Source organism: Porcincola sp. LCP21S3_C12, from assembly GCF_052118625.1.
GTDB lineage: Bacteria > Bacillota > Clostridia > Lachnospirales > Lachnospiraceae > Porcincola.
In genome coordinates this window covers 26,052-41,247 of record NZ_JBQKGW010000022.1, presented here as the reverse complement: position 1 = coordinate 41,247, position 15,196 = coordinate 26,052, and the positions used below count along the sequence as shown (strand labels likewise).

The window sequence follows — 15,196 nt, the reverse complement described above, 5'->3', positions numbered from 1 at the left end:
AATCTGGCATCTGGTGTACAAAACTGGCGTTTCGTTTACAAATATGCAGTTTTCAATTTACAAACAAGCATCTCGCCTTACAAACTGGCGTCTCGGATTACAACTCAGCCAGTAGTTCAAAAGGAACTACAGAAAACAAGGAATCTATCCATAGGATAGCACAAGCGCATACAAATCTCAAATATATTATTTGAGAAAAGGATGTGACAAAGATTCCGTTTCACTTCGTTTATAGAGACAGAAAGGAGCCAAGCGATGAACACAGAAGTCAAAAGAACGATCCGGCCACCGTAGAAAAAGGCCGTATTGCAGATGCAATTCCTTAACTCCCGGGAGGAACGTTCAGGAAAGAACGGCCTCCTACATTACCAATAAATCTATCTCAAAGTCTGAGTGCGCATAAGACGGCGGGAAGCACATAGAGGTCACAAGAATCCAATACAGGATTTCTTGTCTCTGATGCTTTTCACCGTTCTTGTCGTGCACATTTTCAGGTGCCAGGAGTCGGTGAACTATCAGCCGGCTCCTTTTTTTGTGCTTTCCCGCCGCAGCAACAGCTCAGCGGAAAGGAACAAAAGATGCCAAGAGGCAAGAGTAAGGATTATTCCGACCAGTTCGGAGGACTGGATATCGCAAAGGACCGCTACGACGAGAACCGGGAAGGTTTCGTCGATGAGCAGGGCAACTACCACTACGTGACGGGAATTGGTATGGGTGCGGCAGTGCCGCCTGTTGTTCCGCTCCATGGCAAGAACGGAGAGGACAATTCTGAGTGGATCAAGATACTGGCAGAAGAAGATCACAAGGTGAATATCCAGAAGCGCAATGACAAGGATCATGCGGATGGCCTTTATATCTCTTACAAGAGGCGGCAAGACACAGATGACAGAGGGCTTAACGCTGGATGCAGTCCAATAGATAAGGAGACATATCTTCGGTGGGAAGCAAAGCAGAACGGGGAGGAAGACGATGATGAGGACCCTGTCTTAGTGTTTGTCCATGAATTTCTCTGCAGCCTGAATGATGCGGACCAGACCATCATGTACGGAGTTTTTGGAAGTGAACGGAAGCAGAATGACGTTGCGGATGAGCTGCATCGGGATCCGAAGTCGATCAGCCGCAGCATCCAGCGAATTGAGAGGCGTCTTACGAAGGCTTTGGCCGATAAGCTTGGTTACCACGGAGAAGATCGTCACAAGGAATAAGACCGGTTGATTTTTATGGCTCCTTTACGGGGGAAGAGGGACGATTCCTTCTTCCCTTGTATTTCATTCATTTCTCAGAAAGGAGAGAAACACACGATGAACACATGGAAAGTTGTTGTTGCAAAGCCAGGCAAGAAGGCGGAGATCAGAGTGATTCCAGCAGTCTATGAGTCACTGAAGGAATTGGTCGGAGGCCCTGTCGAGGTGACGGAACCGCTGTCGGAGGATACCGCTGTTCTCTGCAATGAAGAGGGAAAACTCATGGGACTGCCGATGAACCGGATCATCAGGGGCGATAATGGAAATCCCGTGGATGTTTACTGTGGAACAATCGTTTGTATCGGCAGCCGCCCGGAGAATGAGGAGTTTGATTCCCTGACAGATATAGAGGCTGCCATCTACATGATGATGTATGACGATCCGGATTTTATGTACCGCAAAGAAAGTGAGGACAGCGATGATTGATCGGTCGATGTCACTTCCAATGCCGGTCAAGGTTCGTCCTTATGCTCATCAGCAGGCGGGGTATGACTTCGCCTGCCAGGTATTTGGTCTTTCCGACGGAAGAATGAGATCACACGGGGTGGCATTTCTCATGGAAATGGGAACCGGAAAGACGCTGACGAGCATTGGAGTTACCGGTGCCCTCTATCAGTTTGGACTGGTGAATCGGGTCCTTGTGGCCTGCCCGCTGTCAATCACAGGGGTATGGGAAGAGGAGTTTCAGGCGTTTGCCGACTATCCGGTGAATATCACGGTATTGAAAGGCACTAGTGAAAAGAAGAAACAGCAGATTTCTAAGATCCCGTCGGATGGTCTGCAGGTTCTTATTGTAAATTACGAGTCCGCATGGAGGCTGGAAGCGGAGCTTTTGAAGTTTGATGCTGATCTCATCATTGCCGATGAAGGCCATAAGCTGAAGGACAACAGGTCCCGCCAGTCAAAGGGGATGCAGCATCTCGGAGATAAGGCAAGATACAAGCTGCTTCTTACCGGAACGGTCATTACCAACCGGGAGATGGATGTGTTCTCACAGTATCGCTTCTTAGATAGCCGGATTTTTGGCACGAGCTTTTATGCCTTCCGAAATCGCTACTTTGACATGACAGGATACGGGAACCATATCCCGGTCTTCCGGCAGTCGATGGCAGATGACTTCCTAAAGCGGATGCATTGCATCGCCTACAGGGTGACTAAGGCGGAGTGCCTTGATCTGCCACAGATCCGGGAGGAAGTACGAAAGATTGATCTGGAGCCGAAGGCAATGAAGATGTATGAACAGCTGCAGGAGGAATGCTTCACTCAGCTCAAAGGTTCCGAGGTGACAGCAGCCAATGTCCTGACAAAGATGCTCAGGCTCTCCCAGCTTACAGGCGGCCATCTGACGGATGATGAACACCATGTCCGCCCGGTCAGCCATGCGAAGCTCGATGCCTTGTCGGACATCATCGATGCGGCGGTAAGCGATGGCCAGAAACTCGTTGTGATGGCACGGTTTGTGGCCGAGATGGATGACATCGAGGAGCTGCTAAAAAGCAAAGGCATCGGATATGCCGTGGTTCGCGGTGGGGTAAAGGATCGGGATGATGAAGTAAAGCATTTCCAGACGGATCCTTCCTGTCAGGTTTTTGTCGGTCAGATCGCAGCAGCAGGACTTGGGATCACACTTACGGCGGCACACACCATGGTGTTCTACAGCCTCGATTATTCCATGAGTAACTTTGATCAGGCCAAGGCAAGAATCCACAGGGTAGGGCAGAAACAGAAGTGCCTGTATATCTATCTCATTGCCAGAGGAACGGTCGACAGTAAGGCGCTCCGGTCGCTCCGAAAAAAAGTAAATCTTGCCAAAGCGCTCGTGGATGACTACAGAAACGGAAGAAACCCGTTTGATGAATAAATATACATCAAATATGCATTATGGAGGAAGACATGATGGAACAGACAGAAGTATTTAAGATGGCTGACGAACTGAAGGCGGCAAAGGACGAAAAGAAGGAGCTGGAGGCAAAGACCAAGGAGGTCAATGCCAGGATCGAGGAGCTGGATCGGGAGCTTTCGGATGCCATGGCAGATGCGGAGTGTGACAAATTCACCAGAAACGGCAGCACGTTTTATCTGAATTCGAGGCTCTATGCGTCTCCGGCGGCAGGAGGAAGGGATGCACTGATTCATGCTTTAAAGGACAACGGTTATGGCAGTATCGTGACCGAAACAGTCAACGCTAATACCCTGGCTTCCTTCTGCAAGGAGCAGATGACCGCGAATGAGGATGAGCTGCCGGAGTGGCTTTCCGGTGTTGTGAATACATTCGAAAAGGTCACGGTTGGTATCCGGAAAAAATAAGCGGTTGATTTCTATGTCCCTATAACGGGAAAGAGAGGTTCTTTCCCGTGTAAAGGACTGTCAAAAAGGAGGACAGCAAGATGTCAGAAGAAAATGCAGTTATGAAAACAGAGAAGAAGGAACTCGCAGAGCAGAACAGCTTCGCATCCGGTGGGAATCTCGAAATTCTTCAGGAAGCATTAGGCGGTGGTGAATGCACCGGCCTTACCTTCCGCTTCGATCGCATCAAAATCCCTTCCGGCGGGAGCCTTGCCTTTGAGGTGCCGGGAGATGAGGAAGAGACCGAGATGGCAAAAACCATCACGGCGGTCATTGCGTTCCATCACCCGGCTTTCGGATACTATGCAACGAAGTTTCAGGGCGGCTCCAACCCACCGGACTGTGGATCATTTGACGGTATTCATGGCACAGGAAATCCGGGCGGCCTCTGCAGGGCATGCCCGTATAACAAGTTCGGATCCGGCGGCAACAAGTCCAAGGCCTGCAAGAACCGCCACATGCTCTATCTTGTGCGCGAAGGCGAGATTTTCCCGGTGGTGATTTCACTTCCAACTGGGAGCCTTAAGAGCTTCACCGACTACGTGAAGCATCAGCTGACCAAGGGCAGGAAACTTTCCAACATCGTGACACAGATCTCTTTGGAGAAGGCAACGAACGATGAGGGCATTGTCTATTCTAAGGCGAAGTTTAAGTTCGTCCGTGTCTTAAATGACGATGAGAAGAAATTCATCGGGGAGATGACAGGCCTTATCCGGAATTATGCCGATAGCCTTACGATAGGCGACATGACAGACGAGGAAGCTTCCGCAGAGGAGCCCCCGTTTGTGGATACGGAGACCGGTGAGGTCATTAAGCCTCTGAAGTGACAAAAGCCTTTATAGCAGGATGATCGAAGAGACGAAAGAGACAGGACTCCGGGAGAATGAAAATCCCGGAGTTTCTTTTATGGAGAACAGCATGGATAAGAACTATAAATCCGTTACGGATATCGAGGAACTGAAACACTATATCGGGGATGCCAGGCTCGTGTCATTTGACTATGAGACTGCGGCAGACAAGGGACACCGGAGCGAGGAGAAGGCGGCGCTCGATCCGCACAAGGCGCATATCACAGAGTGCAGCTATTCGGTGCAGGAAGGGACCGGAGTGTCTGTACCGCTAAGGCATCTGATCGGAAAAAACATGGACTGGGACGACTGGCTTTCCTTCCACAAGGAGCTATTGGAGAGCCACAAAGTAGTCAAGGTCTGTCACAACATCGCGTTCGAGTCTGCCTTTTCTTATCACCTCGGGATCGTGATCCAGACTCCGGTGTATGACACCATCTGTGCGGCACAGATGACGCAGAACGGGGACTACTCGTTCAGAAGGCTTAAGGACAGTGGCCTTAAGACCTTGTCGGAGGAGCTTCTCGGTTACAAAAGAAAGACCTTTACCGAGACAACAGACGGAAAACCCTTTGATGAGCTGGATCCGCAGAATCCTGAAACCATTGCATACGCCTGTGAGGATGCGGACCAGGCGCTCCAGCTGATGCGGATTTTCAATGACTGGTTTGATAAATATCTGCCAAGGCACAGGTGGATCGTGGAACACCTGGAGTCACCGACGGCAGTATATCTTGGCATCATGAAACATAATGGTGCGCCACTTGATATCCCGCTCATGGAGGAGAAAAAGAAGGAAGCGGAGGAGACGATGGAGAAGCTTCGTCAGGAGATTGCTTTTCTGATCGGAGATGTGAACATCGGAAGCAACTGCAGTACGAAGGCCTTTAAGGAGTATCTCTATGGAACATTAAAGCTTCCGGTCCTAAAGACGACACTTACGAATCGTGAAGCAGCGGATGATCAGACGATGACCATGCTAAAAGAGTGGTGCGATGAGAACCGTCCGGAGCTTTCAGAGCTTTTTATTCTGGTGCAGGAATACCGGAAGTGGGGCAAGATCAAATCGACCTATATTGATGGATATCTGAAATTCTTAAATCCGGTGACAGGCTGTGTGCATCCGGACTTTTTTGCCCTCTCGACGGATACCGGGCGATTTAACTGCCAGCATCCAAATGCTCAGAACATGCCGCGGAAGACAAATGACCCCATTGGCGTCAGAAACTTTATCAAAGCGCCAGAAGGCCACATCATCATCAGCCTGGATTTTTCCCAGATTGAACTTCGTGTCGGGGCATTTTATCTGTCACAGGCCGGAGACGATACGATGCGCGAGGTTTACCTTCACAACCTAGACCTTCATGCCAAGACTACTTCAGTTATTTTCGGGGTGCCATATGAACAGGCGCATGACAAAAATTCAGAGAACTACAAGGAGCACCGGACGATTGCAAAAAACGTGAATTTCGGTGTTTTCTATGGCCTCTTTCCACGCGGCCTGCAAAAGACGCTGAAGTTTAAGGCAGGAATTGATCGTTCCTTTGAGGAGTGCTCTCAAATGATCGACAACTTAAAAGAAGGTTATCCTGGTCTTTCCCGATGGCAGGAGAGCGTGAAGGCGGATGCAGCGCGGCGCATGTACACAGAGACCTGGCTTGGCAGAAGAAGGTATCTGCCCAATATCAGGTCGGAGGACTGGGGACAGAAGTCCTTTTCAGAGCGCTGTGCCATGAACACCCCGATTCAGGGAACAGCGGCGGATATCTTAAAGATGGCGGTTTGTCGGATCCTTGCCGGGCTGCCTGATCTGCCATGGCTTCGGCCTATTCTGCAGATCCATGATGAGCTTACCTTCATTATCCCGGAAGATAGGCTCTCCGATGCGATTTCATTTGTGAAGCGGTGCATGGAGGAGAAGCCTTTCCCGGAATTTAACTTACCTCTTATCGCCGAGGCATCCGCCGGACCTACATTCGGCACCATGGACGAACTGGACGTGTAAATCTGATTGAAATCAGGGCGCATAGGACCTGGTTGATTTCTATGGCTCCTTTACGGGAGGAACAGGGAGTTCCTCTCAAAGGAGTCTTTTTTATTCAGTCAGGAGGTCTGATCCTATGGAACTTACAACATTTACCAGTAACGATTTTGGAAGAATCCGTGCGATGGAAGTAAACGGAACGCCTGCTTTTGTAGGCAAAGATGTCGCAGAATGCCTCGGGTATTCTAACGCCAGCAAGGCAGTAGTGATGCATGTTGACGAGGAAGACAGGTTCAAGGTGATGCTCAGAGCAGATTCCCAAAATGGGAAGGTGGTCACAGAGACAACGATGATAAATGAGTCTGGGCTGTACAGCCTGATTCTTTCCAGCAAACTGCCGGGAGCTAAAAAGTTCAAGAGATGGGTTACGGCAGAAGTCCTTCCTACGATCAGAAAGCATGGCATGTATGCGGTCAATGAACTTCTGGATGATCCGGATGCCATGATCACCGTGCTTGAGGCGCTGAAAGAGGAACGTAAAAAACGTAAGAATCTGGAGCTCACGGCAGCGGTCCAGAGGCAGCAAATTGCGGAGCTTCAGCCGAAGGCCAGCTATTATGACCTGATCCTGCAGAACAAGAATACGGTTCCAGTGACCCAGATCGCAAAGGACTATGGCATGAGCGGAAGGAAGTTCAATCAGCTTCTGCATGAAATGGGTGTGCAGTACAGGCTCAGAGACACATGGATTCTTTATCAGGAGTATGCAGAGCTCGGTCTGACACAGTCGAGGACCTTTGCAGTAGATTCCAACAAAAGCGTTATGCATACGTACTGGACGCAGAAGGGAAGACTGTTCCTGTATGACCTTCTGAAAGGCGAGGGAATTCTCCCTCTTATCGAAAGGGAGGGATAAACCATGTATAAGAATTACGAAGGATTTTCTGATCCGACTGCCGGTCTGGCGATGAGTCATGTCGTGAAGGAATATAGGGAAGAACGACGGAGAACCTGGCGGAGGGAAACAGAGATCAAGGAAAGGCCAAAGGTCTACATGGCATCAAAGTATGCGGGCGATATCGAGAAAAACCGTAGAGACGCCATCCGTTACTGCAGGGCAGCGATAAAAAACGGGTATATCCCCATTGCCTCACATCTTCTCTATCCTCAGATCCTTGATGACAAGGATTCCCGTGAAAGAGAGCTTGGACTTCTCTTTGGACAGGCGCTTCTTGCCTGCTGCGATGAGGTCTGGTTCATCGGTAACAAGGATAAGAACGAAAAAATTGAGATGTCTGATGGCATGAAGGCAGAGTATCGCGAAGCAAAGCGCCTTCATAAAACGATCCGGATCATGGATGGAAAGGAACTTAGATGAGCAAGGTATCAGCGGAAGATGTGGTAAGAAGCCTCTTTGATCCAGGTGAAACCGTCCATGTCCGTATCTTTGATGATAAGAAGTCTGGGACTTTCACCGGCATGAAGCTTGCCGTTGAGGCAGGAAAGTTCTCCTCTATCATGGAGCAATTAAAAAAACACAACGCCTTAAACCGCGGCATCTTTTTTGTGGTCAATGCTGGTGGAGATGATGACAAGTCGATCACCAGAGTGAACGCACAGTTTGTGGAGTGCGATGATCTGTCCATGGAGGAGCAGATCCGGCAGGTCGAAGCATTTCCTCTGCCTCCATCCATGGAGATCAAAACGCGCCGTTCGCTTCATACCTACTGGTTCATTAAGGATGGAGACGTTTCGCTTTATCGTCCGATCCAGAAGGCATTGGTAGAAAAGTTCCATGGAGATCCCGTGTGCGTCAATGAATCCAGAGTGATGCGCCTCCCGGGATTTTATCACTGTAAGGCTGATCCGGTAGAGGTAGAGTGCATTTCTTTTCACCCGGAGCGCAGGTATACCCAGGAAGAACTCATGCAGCTGCTTCCGGTAAAGCAGGAAGAAAAGCTTAAGGAGACGAATCCCATCGGGACAGAAAAAGGACTGGCACTTGTTCTTACAGGCTGTGATTTTATGAAGCACTGCAGGGAAGATGCGGCGACACTTTCCGAGCACGACTGGTATGCGATGCTTACAAACCTTGCCTCCTTTGAAGGCGGTACGGAAAAAATCCACGAGCTGTCAGCCCCTTATCCGAACTACAAGAGGGAAGATACGGACGCGAAGATTCAGCACTTTTTAAAGAGTGGTACGGGACCTATGACGTGTGCGGTGATTGCAGAGAAAGGTTTCAAGTGTCCCAGGATGGGAACCAAGGACTGTACCTGCAAGGCACCTGCGGCCATGTGCTATCAGCCAATCACCACGGATATGGCAACGAGGCTTATTAACACGCTTCCTGTCTCTTCGAATGCTGTCGAGAACTTAAAAGTAGTACAGCGCTTTGTGACGGAATATCTTTACAATCTTGATACCGCGACAGCGCAGGGCATCATTAACCATATCCTTCGTTCAAAGTTTTCTCTGACCGTAGCGGATGTGCGTCCGGTCATTGCAGAACAAAAGAAGATGTATGCAGCGTTTCAAAAGAAGCAGGAAGAGAAAAAGCGTCAGGCATCACAGGGTCAGATTCCTGCCTGGTATGAGGTGACGGAACGCGGGCTTCGCTTTATGCCAGATGTCCTGGCAAAACACATGGCGGAGAACGTGCATGCCTTCTACGCGGCAGAGCAGTTTTGGCGTTATGAGAGCGGTGTCTACAAAGCAATGTCGGACCTTACAGCAAAGAGCATGGTTCGCGCAAAAATGCTCGAGGGGCATGCAACCATGGTGCAGATCTCGGATGCGACCGGTCAGTGGAAGCTGGCGGTTTTGAAGGATTCAAGAGAGCTGAATGCCAACCCCTACATGATCAATGTCCGGAACGGCATTTACAATGTACTGGAAAATAAGCTCACAAAGCACACGCCGGAGTTCTTATCAACCGTGCAGTTAAATGTCAATTTCTCCAGTCAGGCAGATTGTCCCCGCTTCAAGGAATTTCTGCATCAGTGTGTCGATGATGATCAGGTGCCACTTTTGCAAGAGATGCTTGGATACTTTCTTGTCCCGGTGAACAAGGCTCAGAAGTCCTTCGTTATTGTGGGTGAGGCTGGTGCCGGAAAGTCCGTTCTGCTTCGTGTATTAAATGAGATTCTTCTCGGCAAGGAAAACGTGAGCAATGTCTCGTGGCAGGCGCTGAACGAGAGGTTCAAGACGGCGGAGCTCTATGGGAAGCTCGCAAATATCTTTGCAGATCTTCCGACAAAGAACATTGATGATAATGGTATCTTCAAAGCTCTTGTTGGAGAAGATTTCCTGACGGTCGAGCGCAAGAACAAGGATCCGTTCAACTTTCAGAACTATGCAAGGCTGCTGTTTTCCTGCAACGAGATACCAAAGAACTTTGGCGACCGATCGGAAGGGTTCTACAGACGTCTGATCATTATTCGATTTCCACATGCCGTACCTAAGGAAAAGCGGGATCCGATGCTTCTGGAAAAGTTCAGGGCGGAGGCAGATGGAATCTTCCGGTTTGCACTGGATGGACTGATCCGGCTCATGAACCAGAACTGGCGATTCTCAGAGACCAGGAGCAACATCGAAGAAAGACAGAGATACCGTGAAGAGTCCAATAGTGCGCTTTCCTTTGTGGCAGAGTGCTGTGAGCTTGGGGATGGGTTCGAGGTCGGAAGAACCGAGTTCTATTCCCAGTATCAGATGTTCTGTAAGGACAGCGGCTTAAGCCCCTTCTCTCAGACCAGATTCAATAAGGAAATCGAAATCGGATATCCGGGTGTTGCCAGAGCCAAGGACAAGACCGGCAGGAGGAAGACCTGGCGCGGGATCCGATACGTGGACGATGCGGATTAAAAACGGATTTCTTACCACAGGCAGCGCATAACAATCTGCGCTGTCTTTTTTTTTCGTGGGACAAAGGGCAGAGATCCTTGCCACAGGGATTAGGGAGCAGGAATCGATGGGATTCCACGGCAGATTTCTGGACGGGTTTTAGGGTACTGGACGAGTTCTTCTTATTCTTCTTATTTACATTCAAGAAAAAAAACATGGTGTATTTAAAAGGAAATATATAAAGGGGTATGGGGGAAAACCGTCCCGTCCCAAAGTCGTCCAATGGCAGAAAACGCAGTGTCTATGCGGGTTTGCGCGCCTTTGCCGTGGATAACTTTTGGACGGGTTTTGTATTGCATAGATCATGAATGTCTGACCTTCCTGTTTGTGGTTGATTTCTATGGCTCCTTTACGGGAAAGAAGAGCCCTACATTCAATGGAAAGGAGTCGCAGGAACATGAGTAGACAGGAACTGGTAAAGGAATCGGTTATAGTCAGGTCCATCCTAAAGCACTTAAAGAGTATGCCGGATTGCTTTGCGTGGAAAGAGCATGGCGGCATGTATGGTACGGCAGGCATACCGGACATCATTTGCTGCATTGGTGGCAGATTCTTTGCCTTTGAGGTGAAGAATGAAAAAGGCACTGTGACAAAACTGCAGGAAGCAACAATTAATAAGATCAAAGCCGCTGGCGGAACTGCCGCAGTTGTTCGCTCGGTAGAAGATGTGAAGCAAGTAGTTGGGAGGTACAGCAAGTGATTAGAAGAAATGAAGGAGATCCGTACGAAAACCTCGCCAACGCTATCGTAGCACAGGCAGCAGATGATTATCTGACGGCGCTTCGTAAATTAAAAAGACATCCGGGTAATAAAGCAGCCATGACAGACGCTATGGAGCTGGAGCACTTCTTCCATTCTGGTTGGTATGGGGTTCTTACCCATGTGGATCCAGATTATCTGATCCGGAAGCTGAGAGAGAAGGTGGCAGCATGACACCAAAGGCATATCTCAATCAGGCTTACCGGCTGGAGCAGCGAATCCGGCTGCATCAGGAAGAACTGGAGAATTTAAGGATGCTGGCTTCTTCTGTTGGCAGTCCCGGATTCGAGGAGCATTACAATCCGAATCGTCCAGACGATGCACCATTCGTAAAAACGCTGGATCGCATCTGGGAGAAGGAAAAGAAAGTGAATGATGAGCTTTGCCTTCTCCTGAAGCTCAAAGACGAGATCCAATCCGTGATCGATCAGGTCGAGAACATGGATGAACGGTTGATTCTCACGTACCGGTATCTTAAGAACTACACATGGATGCGGATTGGCGATGAGCTTTCCGCCGATGAACGTACTATCCGCAGATGGCACAGCAGAGCATTGTCCCATGTGAAGGTGCCAAAAAATCCTACGATGATCTAAATGCGCCGGAAATGTCCGCAAATGTCCGGGTGCTATATGTGATATGGTATAGTCAGCGAAGAAGATAGGATGAAGCCTCGAAGGATAAAACCTCCGGGGCTTTTTACTTGGGAGAAATCAGGAACGGAGGTGCCGAACATGCCGATGAAACCAAAGGTACCCTGCAGGCATCCCGGCTGTCCGAACCTTGTGCCAGCCGGACAGAAGTACTGTGAGAAACACAAGAGGATGCGTTCGGAAGAAATACGGTCTGCCGCGGCACGAGGATACAACAGCCGATGGAGACGGGAGAGCAAGAAGTTCTTACAACTTCACCCTCTTTGTGAGGAGTGCCTGCGGCATGGCATCGCTACACCTGCGACGGTTGTGGATCACATCGTTCCGCACCGAGGAGATCAGAAGCTCTTCTGGGACAAGTCGAACTGGCAGGCGCTGTGTAAGAAGTGCCACGATAAAAAGACCGGAAGAGAGGACAGCAATCCGACGTATCGATACTGAAAGCGTGGAGGCGGGGGAGGTCATAATCCTGAAAACTAGAGGCACAGGTGACCGGCGCTCCCTCTTGCGTTGATTTCCGCGAAATTGATACCCCGGGGTCAGACGGCCGCCGGACGGGTCCCGGAAAGGTACATTTCACGTGCAATATCCGCATAGAATGCGGATTTGTTTGAAAAATTGATAACTTTTACAGGCAGTGTTGGAGCAAGATCCGCCACTGCTTTTTTCATGCCCAGAAGTCCTTTGTTTCCAAGGCCTCGGGCATTTTTGCGGACAGGAGAACAGTATGGAAGACATCGAAAGAAAGCAGGATCTTTCCCTGTTCCTCGAGTCCTGTGCGAAGCGGTTCTGTCCGGAGTGTGGGAAGCCGATCGAAGGGAATCGGCGAGGCAGGCCCAGGTGCTTCTGCAGTAACCGCTGCCGCTGGGCATTCAACAAGAGGATGGAACGGGAAAGGAGAAGAGAACGTGAAGACAGCAACGTTAAAAACAATACCAGTGAAGGATCTGAAACCGGCAGCCTACAACCCGAGAAAGAAACTGAAATCGGGAGATAAGGAATACGAGAAGATCAAGAACTCCATTCAGGAGTTCGGGTTTGCGGATCCTTTGGTTGTGAATGCCGATATGACAATTATCGGAGGACATCAGCGTTTGACAGTAGCAAAGGATCTCGGCTACACCGAGGTTCCCTGTGCCGTCGTCGACATCGATAAGACCAGAGAGAAGGCCCTGAACATTGCGCTCAACAAGATCACCGGTGCATGGGACGAAAACCTTCTGGCAGATCTTCTGCATGATCTTGAAGCATCTGACTTCAACACGGCGCTCACCGGCTTCGAGCCTCCGGAGATGGAGCAGCTCTTTAACAAGGTGGCGTCGAAAGAAGTCAAAGAGGATGACTTTGATGTGGACGAGGAATTGAAGAATCCAACCTTCTCCAAAGCCGGGGACCTTTGGTTCCTGGGACGGCACACTGTTTTCTGTGGTGACTCCACGGATCATGCTTCTTACGAGAAACTGATGGACGGTGTGAAGGCAAATGTCATCGTGACGGACCCGCCTTATAACGTAAACGTGGAGGAGACGGCAGGGAAGATCCTGAATGACAACATGGCCGACGAGGACTTCTACAAGTTCCTGCTTGCTGCCTATACCTGCATGCATGACAACCTCGCCGATGACGGTTCCATCTACGTATTCCATGCGGATACGGAGGGACTGAACTTCCGCAGAGCATTTGCGGATGCAGGCTTCTACCTTTCCGGCTGCTGCATCTGGAAAAAGAACGCGCTGGTCCTTGGACGCTCCCCCTACCAGTGGCAGCATGAACCGTGCCTGTTTGGCTGGAAGAAAGGCGGCAGGCATGAGTGGTACTCGGACCGCAAACAGACCACCATCTGGGAGTACGATCGTCCGAAAGCATCCAAGGATCATCCGACGATGAAGCCGGTGCAACTGATGGCGTATCCAATCCGGAACTCCTCGATGACAAACGGAATTGTTCTGGATCCCTTCCTCGGATCCGGCTCTACCCTGATTGCCTGTGAGCAGACCGACCGGATTTGTCGAGGCATTGAGCTGGATCCCAAGTTTGTGGATGTCATCGTAAAGCGCTACGTCGAACAGGTCGGAAACTCCGATGATGCGTATGTACTTCGTGACGGCCAGAAGCTCACGTTCGATGAAGCGATTGCGGCGATGCCGAAGGAGGAGAGCGCGTGAGCATGTACACATCTGCCAAAAGCTCCGCCTGATCTTTGTTCATAATTCCTGCCAGTATGAGTTGCTATTCCGGTGCTCCTGAGTGATGTATGTACTACCAAAAGAAAAGGAGGCACACGCCATGAAAGCAAACTACAACCTGACAGGAACTAAGAGAAAAGAGCTGGTGCATGCGATCGAGGAGATCACCGGAGATAAAGCACAGTACATGCGGATGCCGACCTGCGCCTACGAGATCGGAGACATCACGGTTGACAAGGATGGCGGGGTAAGCTGCAGCGATGAGGAGAAGATGCAGATGGTGATGAAAGCATTGAACGAGAAGGGATTCACCGCTGAGGAAGATGCCGAGACCAAGCAACCCGAGCAGGCGGAGACCACAGAGCCGGAACACACCACCGAGCCGGAACACACCACCGAGGAAGAGAAGGAAACAGCCGAGGATGAGCAGGAACCGGCGCTGACGATCAGCCTTCCACTTGCATCCGCAAACGTCGGAATCTTGAGAAACCTGATCAGCGCAAAGGAGAGCCTCATCAAGAAGGCGCTCGGAATCACCGACACCCGGATCAACATCACGGAGGAGAAGATCGAGTTCCCCTGGTTCGACCGGGAGCTGACGCCGGAAGAGACAAACGCCTACATGCTTTTTCTCACCCAGCTTTGCAAGCTCTCGAAGGAGCTGAAGCACGCAAGCAAGAGGCCGGTAGAGACAGACAATGAAAAGTACGCCTTCCGCACCTGGCTTCTTCGGATGGGCTTCATTGGACCGGACTTCAAGGCAGCTCGGAAGATCCTATTGAAGAACCTCTCCGGAAGCTCCGCCTTCCGAAACGGCGCTTCAACAAAGGAGGTGGAAGCATGAAGCTAATCAGACCAGAGGAGTTTGAAGAACTCCGCAAGATCTATCCGAACGGCACCCGTGTGGAGCTGCTTCAGATGAACGACATCCAGGCACCGCCAATCGGCACAAAAGGAATCGTCTATGGCGTCGATGACACGGGATCCTTGCTCGTCCACTGGGATAACGGTTCAGGACTAAGCGTGATCTACGGCGAGGACATCGTGCGGAAGGTGGTGGACTGATATGGATGAGAAGATCAGGCAACAGATTATTGCGATTCGAGACAGCGGCCTTACGAACATGTTCGACCTGCCCTACGTGCAGCGCCTCGCCTTCGACCGGAACTACTACGATCTGGTGCTCTTTATTGAGGAGCACCGGGACGAATACGTCCGCTTTATTCTCCATGGAGATGTCAGATAAGCACAGGATTTTCGGTACATCTTTGTG

Annotated in this window: 19 protein-coding genes; 18 read left to right on the top strand and 1 reads right to left on the bottom strand. The window is 50.2% G+C overall.

Going from position 1 to position 15,196, the window contains the following annotated elements:
- The 14 genes from ACTQ1N_RS10870 to ACTQ1N_RS10805 form a co-directional block, all read left to right on the top strand.
- The coding region (locus ACTQ1N_RS10870) for a hypothetical protein (RefSeq protein WP_441956756.1) at positions 1–194 on the top strand (194 nt) is incomplete at its 5' end.
- Positions 195–578: 384 nt separating this feature from the next.
- Entirely contained in the window at positions 579–1,205 is a 627-nt protein-coding gene (locus ACTQ1N_RS10865) for a hypothetical protein (RefSeq protein ID WP_441956755.1), read from the top strand.
- Positions 1,206–1,301: 96 nt separating this feature from the next.
- Positions 1,302–1,670, top strand: a complete 369-nt coding sequence (locus ACTQ1N_RS10860) for a DUF3846 domain-containing protein (RefSeq protein WP_441956754.1) — start codon at positions 1,302–1,304, stop codon at positions 1,668–1,670.
- The gene (locus ACTQ1N_RS10855; protein ID WP_441956753.1) at positions 1,663–3,105 is read left to right on the top strand and encodes a DEAD/DEAH box helicase; all 1,443 of its coding nucleotides are present in this window, start codon (positions 1,663–1,665) and stop codon (positions 3,103–3,105) included. Before ACTQ1N_RS10860 ends, ACTQ1N_RS10855 begins: the two co-directional genes overlap by 8 nt.
- Before the next feature lie 32 nt (positions 3,106–3,137).
- Positions 3,138–3,551, top strand: a complete 414-nt coding sequence (locus ACTQ1N_RS10850; RefSeq protein ID WP_441956752.1) for a gp33 family protein — start codon at positions 3,138–3,140, stop codon at positions 3,549–3,551.
- Positions 3,552–3,631: 80 nt separating this feature from the next.
- Positions 3,632–4,417 carry a hypothetical protein gene (locus tag ACTQ1N_RS10845; protein ID WP_441956751.1) on the top strand — a complete coding sequence of 262 codons (786 nt, stop codon included), beginning with the start codon at positions 3,632–3,634 and terminating at the stop codon, positions 4,415–4,417.
- Positions 4,418–4,508: 91 nt separating this feature from the next.
- Positions 4,509–6,443 carry a bifunctional 3'-5' exonuclease/DNA polymerase gene (locus ACTQ1N_RS10840; RefSeq protein WP_441956750.1) on the top strand — a complete coding sequence of 645 codons (1,935 nt, stop codon included), beginning with the start codon at positions 4,509–4,511 and terminating at the stop codon, positions 6,441–6,443.
- A 115-nt stretch (positions 6,444–6,558) separates the two neighbouring features.
- Positions 6,559–7,338, top strand: coding sequence for a phage antirepressor (locus tag ACTQ1N_RS10835; protein ID WP_441206699.1), 780 nt, complete (start codon positions 6,559–6,561; stop codon positions 7,336–7,338).
- A gap of 3 nt (positions 7,339–7,341) precedes the next feature.
- Entirely contained in the window at positions 7,342–7,800 is a 459-nt protein-coding gene (locus tag ACTQ1N_RS10830) for a DUF7768 domain-containing protein (RefSeq protein WP_441206700.1), read from the top strand.
- Positions 7,797–10,286, top strand: coding sequence for a phage/plasmid primase, P4 family (locus tag ACTQ1N_RS10825; protein ID WP_441206702.1), 2,490 nt, complete (start codon positions 7,797–7,799; stop codon positions 10,284–10,286). Before ACTQ1N_RS10830 ends, ACTQ1N_RS10825 begins: the two co-directional genes overlap by 4 nt.
- A gap of 436 nt (positions 10,287–10,722) precedes the next feature.
- Positions 10,723–11,025: a VRR-NUC domain-containing protein gene (locus ACTQ1N_RS10820; protein ID WP_441956749.1), complete on the top strand. Its 303-nt coding sequence runs from the start codon at positions 10,723–10,725 to the stop codon at positions 11,023–11,025.
- Positions 11,022–11,258, top strand: coding sequence for a hypothetical protein (locus ACTQ1N_RS10815; RefSeq protein ID WP_441956748.1), 237 nt, complete (start codon positions 11,022–11,024; stop codon positions 11,256–11,258). The genes ACTQ1N_RS10820 and ACTQ1N_RS10815 overlap by 4 nt, the downstream gene beginning before the upstream one ends.
- Positions 11,255–11,680, top strand: a complete 426-nt coding sequence (locus ACTQ1N_RS10810; RefSeq protein WP_441956747.1) for a sigma factor-like helix-turn-helix DNA-binding protein — start codon at positions 11,255–11,257, stop codon at positions 11,678–11,680. Before ACTQ1N_RS10815 ends, ACTQ1N_RS10810 begins: the two co-directional genes overlap by 4 nt.
- A gap of 138 nt (positions 11,681–11,818) precedes the next feature.
- On the top strand, positions 11,819–12,178 hold the full coding sequence (locus tag ACTQ1N_RS10805) for an HNH endonuclease (protein WP_441956746.1): 360 nt from the start codon (positions 11,819–11,821) through the stop codon (positions 12,176–12,178).
- Positions 12,179–12,276: 98 nt separating this feature from the next.
- Here ACTQ1N_RS10805 and ACTQ1N_RS10800 read toward each other — a convergent pair whose 3' ends face one another.
- The gene (locus ACTQ1N_RS10800; protein ID WP_441956745.1) at positions 12,277–12,408 is read right to left on the bottom strand and encodes a hypothetical protein; all 132 of its coding nucleotides are present in this window, start codon (positions 12,406–12,408) and stop codon (positions 12,277–12,279) included.
- 237 nt (positions 12,409–12,645) lie between these two features.
- Between ACTQ1N_RS10800 and ACTQ1N_RS10795 the strand changes: the two genes are divergently transcribed.
- From ACTQ1N_RS10795 to ACTQ1N_RS10780, 4 genes are all read left to right on the top strand, one after another.
- Positions 12,646–13,902, top strand: a complete 1,257-nt coding sequence (locus ACTQ1N_RS10795) for a site-specific DNA-methyltransferase (RefSeq protein ID WP_441956744.1) — start codon at positions 12,646–12,648, stop codon at positions 13,900–13,902.
- Positions 13,903–14,023: 121 nt separating this feature from the next.
- The gene (locus tag ACTQ1N_RS10790) at positions 14,024–14,767 is read left to right on the top strand and encodes a virulence protein (protein WP_441956743.1); all 744 of its coding nucleotides are present in this window, start codon (positions 14,024–14,026) and stop codon (positions 14,765–14,767) included.
- Positions 14,764–14,988 (top strand): DUF4314 domain-containing protein, encoded by a 225-nt coding sequence (locus ACTQ1N_RS10785; RefSeq protein ID WP_441956742.1) that lies wholly within the window; start codon positions 14,764–14,766, stop codon positions 14,986–14,988. Before ACTQ1N_RS10790 ends, ACTQ1N_RS10785 begins: the two co-directional genes overlap by 4 nt.
- A gap of 1 nt (position 14,989) precedes the next feature.
- A complete protein-coding gene (locus ACTQ1N_RS10780; RefSeq protein WP_441100585.1) occupies positions 14,990–15,169 on the top strand; it encodes a DUF5049 domain-containing protein in 180 nt (59 codons plus the stop codon).
- The last annotated feature ends 27 nt before the right edge of the window (positions 15,170–15,196 follow it).

Bases quoted from the DNA above. Each gene is read 5' to 3' on its own strand.
- ACTQ1N_RS10865 (WP_441956755.1), top strand. From the start codon at position 579: ATGCCAAGAGGCAAGAGTAAGGATTATTCCGACCAGTTCGGAGGACTG.
- ACTQ1N_RS10860 (WP_441956754.1), top strand. From the start codon at position 1,302: ATGAACACATGGAAAGTTGTTGTTGCAAAGCCAGGCAAGAAGGCGGAG.
- ACTQ1N_RS10855 (WP_441956753.1), top strand. From the start codon at position 1,663: ATGATTGATCGGTCGATGTCACTTCCAATGCCGGTCAAGGTTCGTCCT.
- ACTQ1N_RS10850 (WP_441956752.1), top strand. From the start codon at position 3,138: ATGATGGAACAGACAGAAGTATTTAAGATGGCTGACGAACTGAAGGCG.
- ACTQ1N_RS10845 (WP_441956751.1), top strand. From the start codon at position 3,632: ATGTCAGAAGAAAATGCAGTTATGAAAACAGAGAAGAAGGAACTCGCA.
- ACTQ1N_RS10840 (WP_441956750.1), top strand. From the start codon at position 4,509: ATGGATAAGAACTATAAATCCGTTACGGATATCGAGGAACTGAAACAC.
- ACTQ1N_RS10835 (WP_441206699.1), top strand. From the start codon at position 6,559: ATGGAACTTACAACATTTACCAGTAACGATTTTGGAAGAATCCGTGCG.
- ACTQ1N_RS10830 (WP_441206700.1), top strand. From the start codon at position 7,342: ATGTATAAGAATTACGAAGGATTTTCTGATCCGACTGCCGGTCTGGCG.
- ACTQ1N_RS10825 (WP_441206702.1), top strand. From the start codon at position 7,797: ATGAGCAAGGTATCAGCGGAAGATGTGGTAAGAAGCCTCTTTGATCCA.
- ACTQ1N_RS10820 (WP_441956749.1), top strand. From the start codon at position 10,723: ATGAGTAGACAGGAACTGGTAAAGGAATCGGTTATAGTCAGGTCCATC.
- ACTQ1N_RS10810 (WP_441956747.1), top strand. From the start codon at position 11,255: ATGACACCAAAGGCATATCTCAATCAGGCTTACCGGCTGGAGCAGCGA.
- ACTQ1N_RS10805 (WP_441956746.1), top strand. From the start codon at position 11,819: ATGCCGATGAAACCAAAGGTACCCTGCAGGCATCCCGGCTGTCCGAAC.
- ACTQ1N_RS10800 (WP_441956745.1), bottom strand. From the start codon at position 12,408: ATGAAAAAAGCAGTGGCGGATCTTGCTCCAACACTGCCTGTAAAAGTT.
- ACTQ1N_RS10790 (WP_441956743.1), top strand. From the start codon at position 14,024: ATGAAAGCAAACTACAACCTGACAGGAACTAAGAGAAAAGAGCTGGTG.
- ACTQ1N_RS10785 (WP_441956742.1), top strand. From the start codon at position 14,764: ATGAAGCTAATCAGACCAGAGGAGTTTGAAGAACTCCGCAAGATCTAT.
- ACTQ1N_RS10780 (WP_441100585.1), top strand. From the start codon at position 14,990: ATGGATGAGAAGATCAGGCAACAGATTATTGCGATTCGAGACAGCGGC.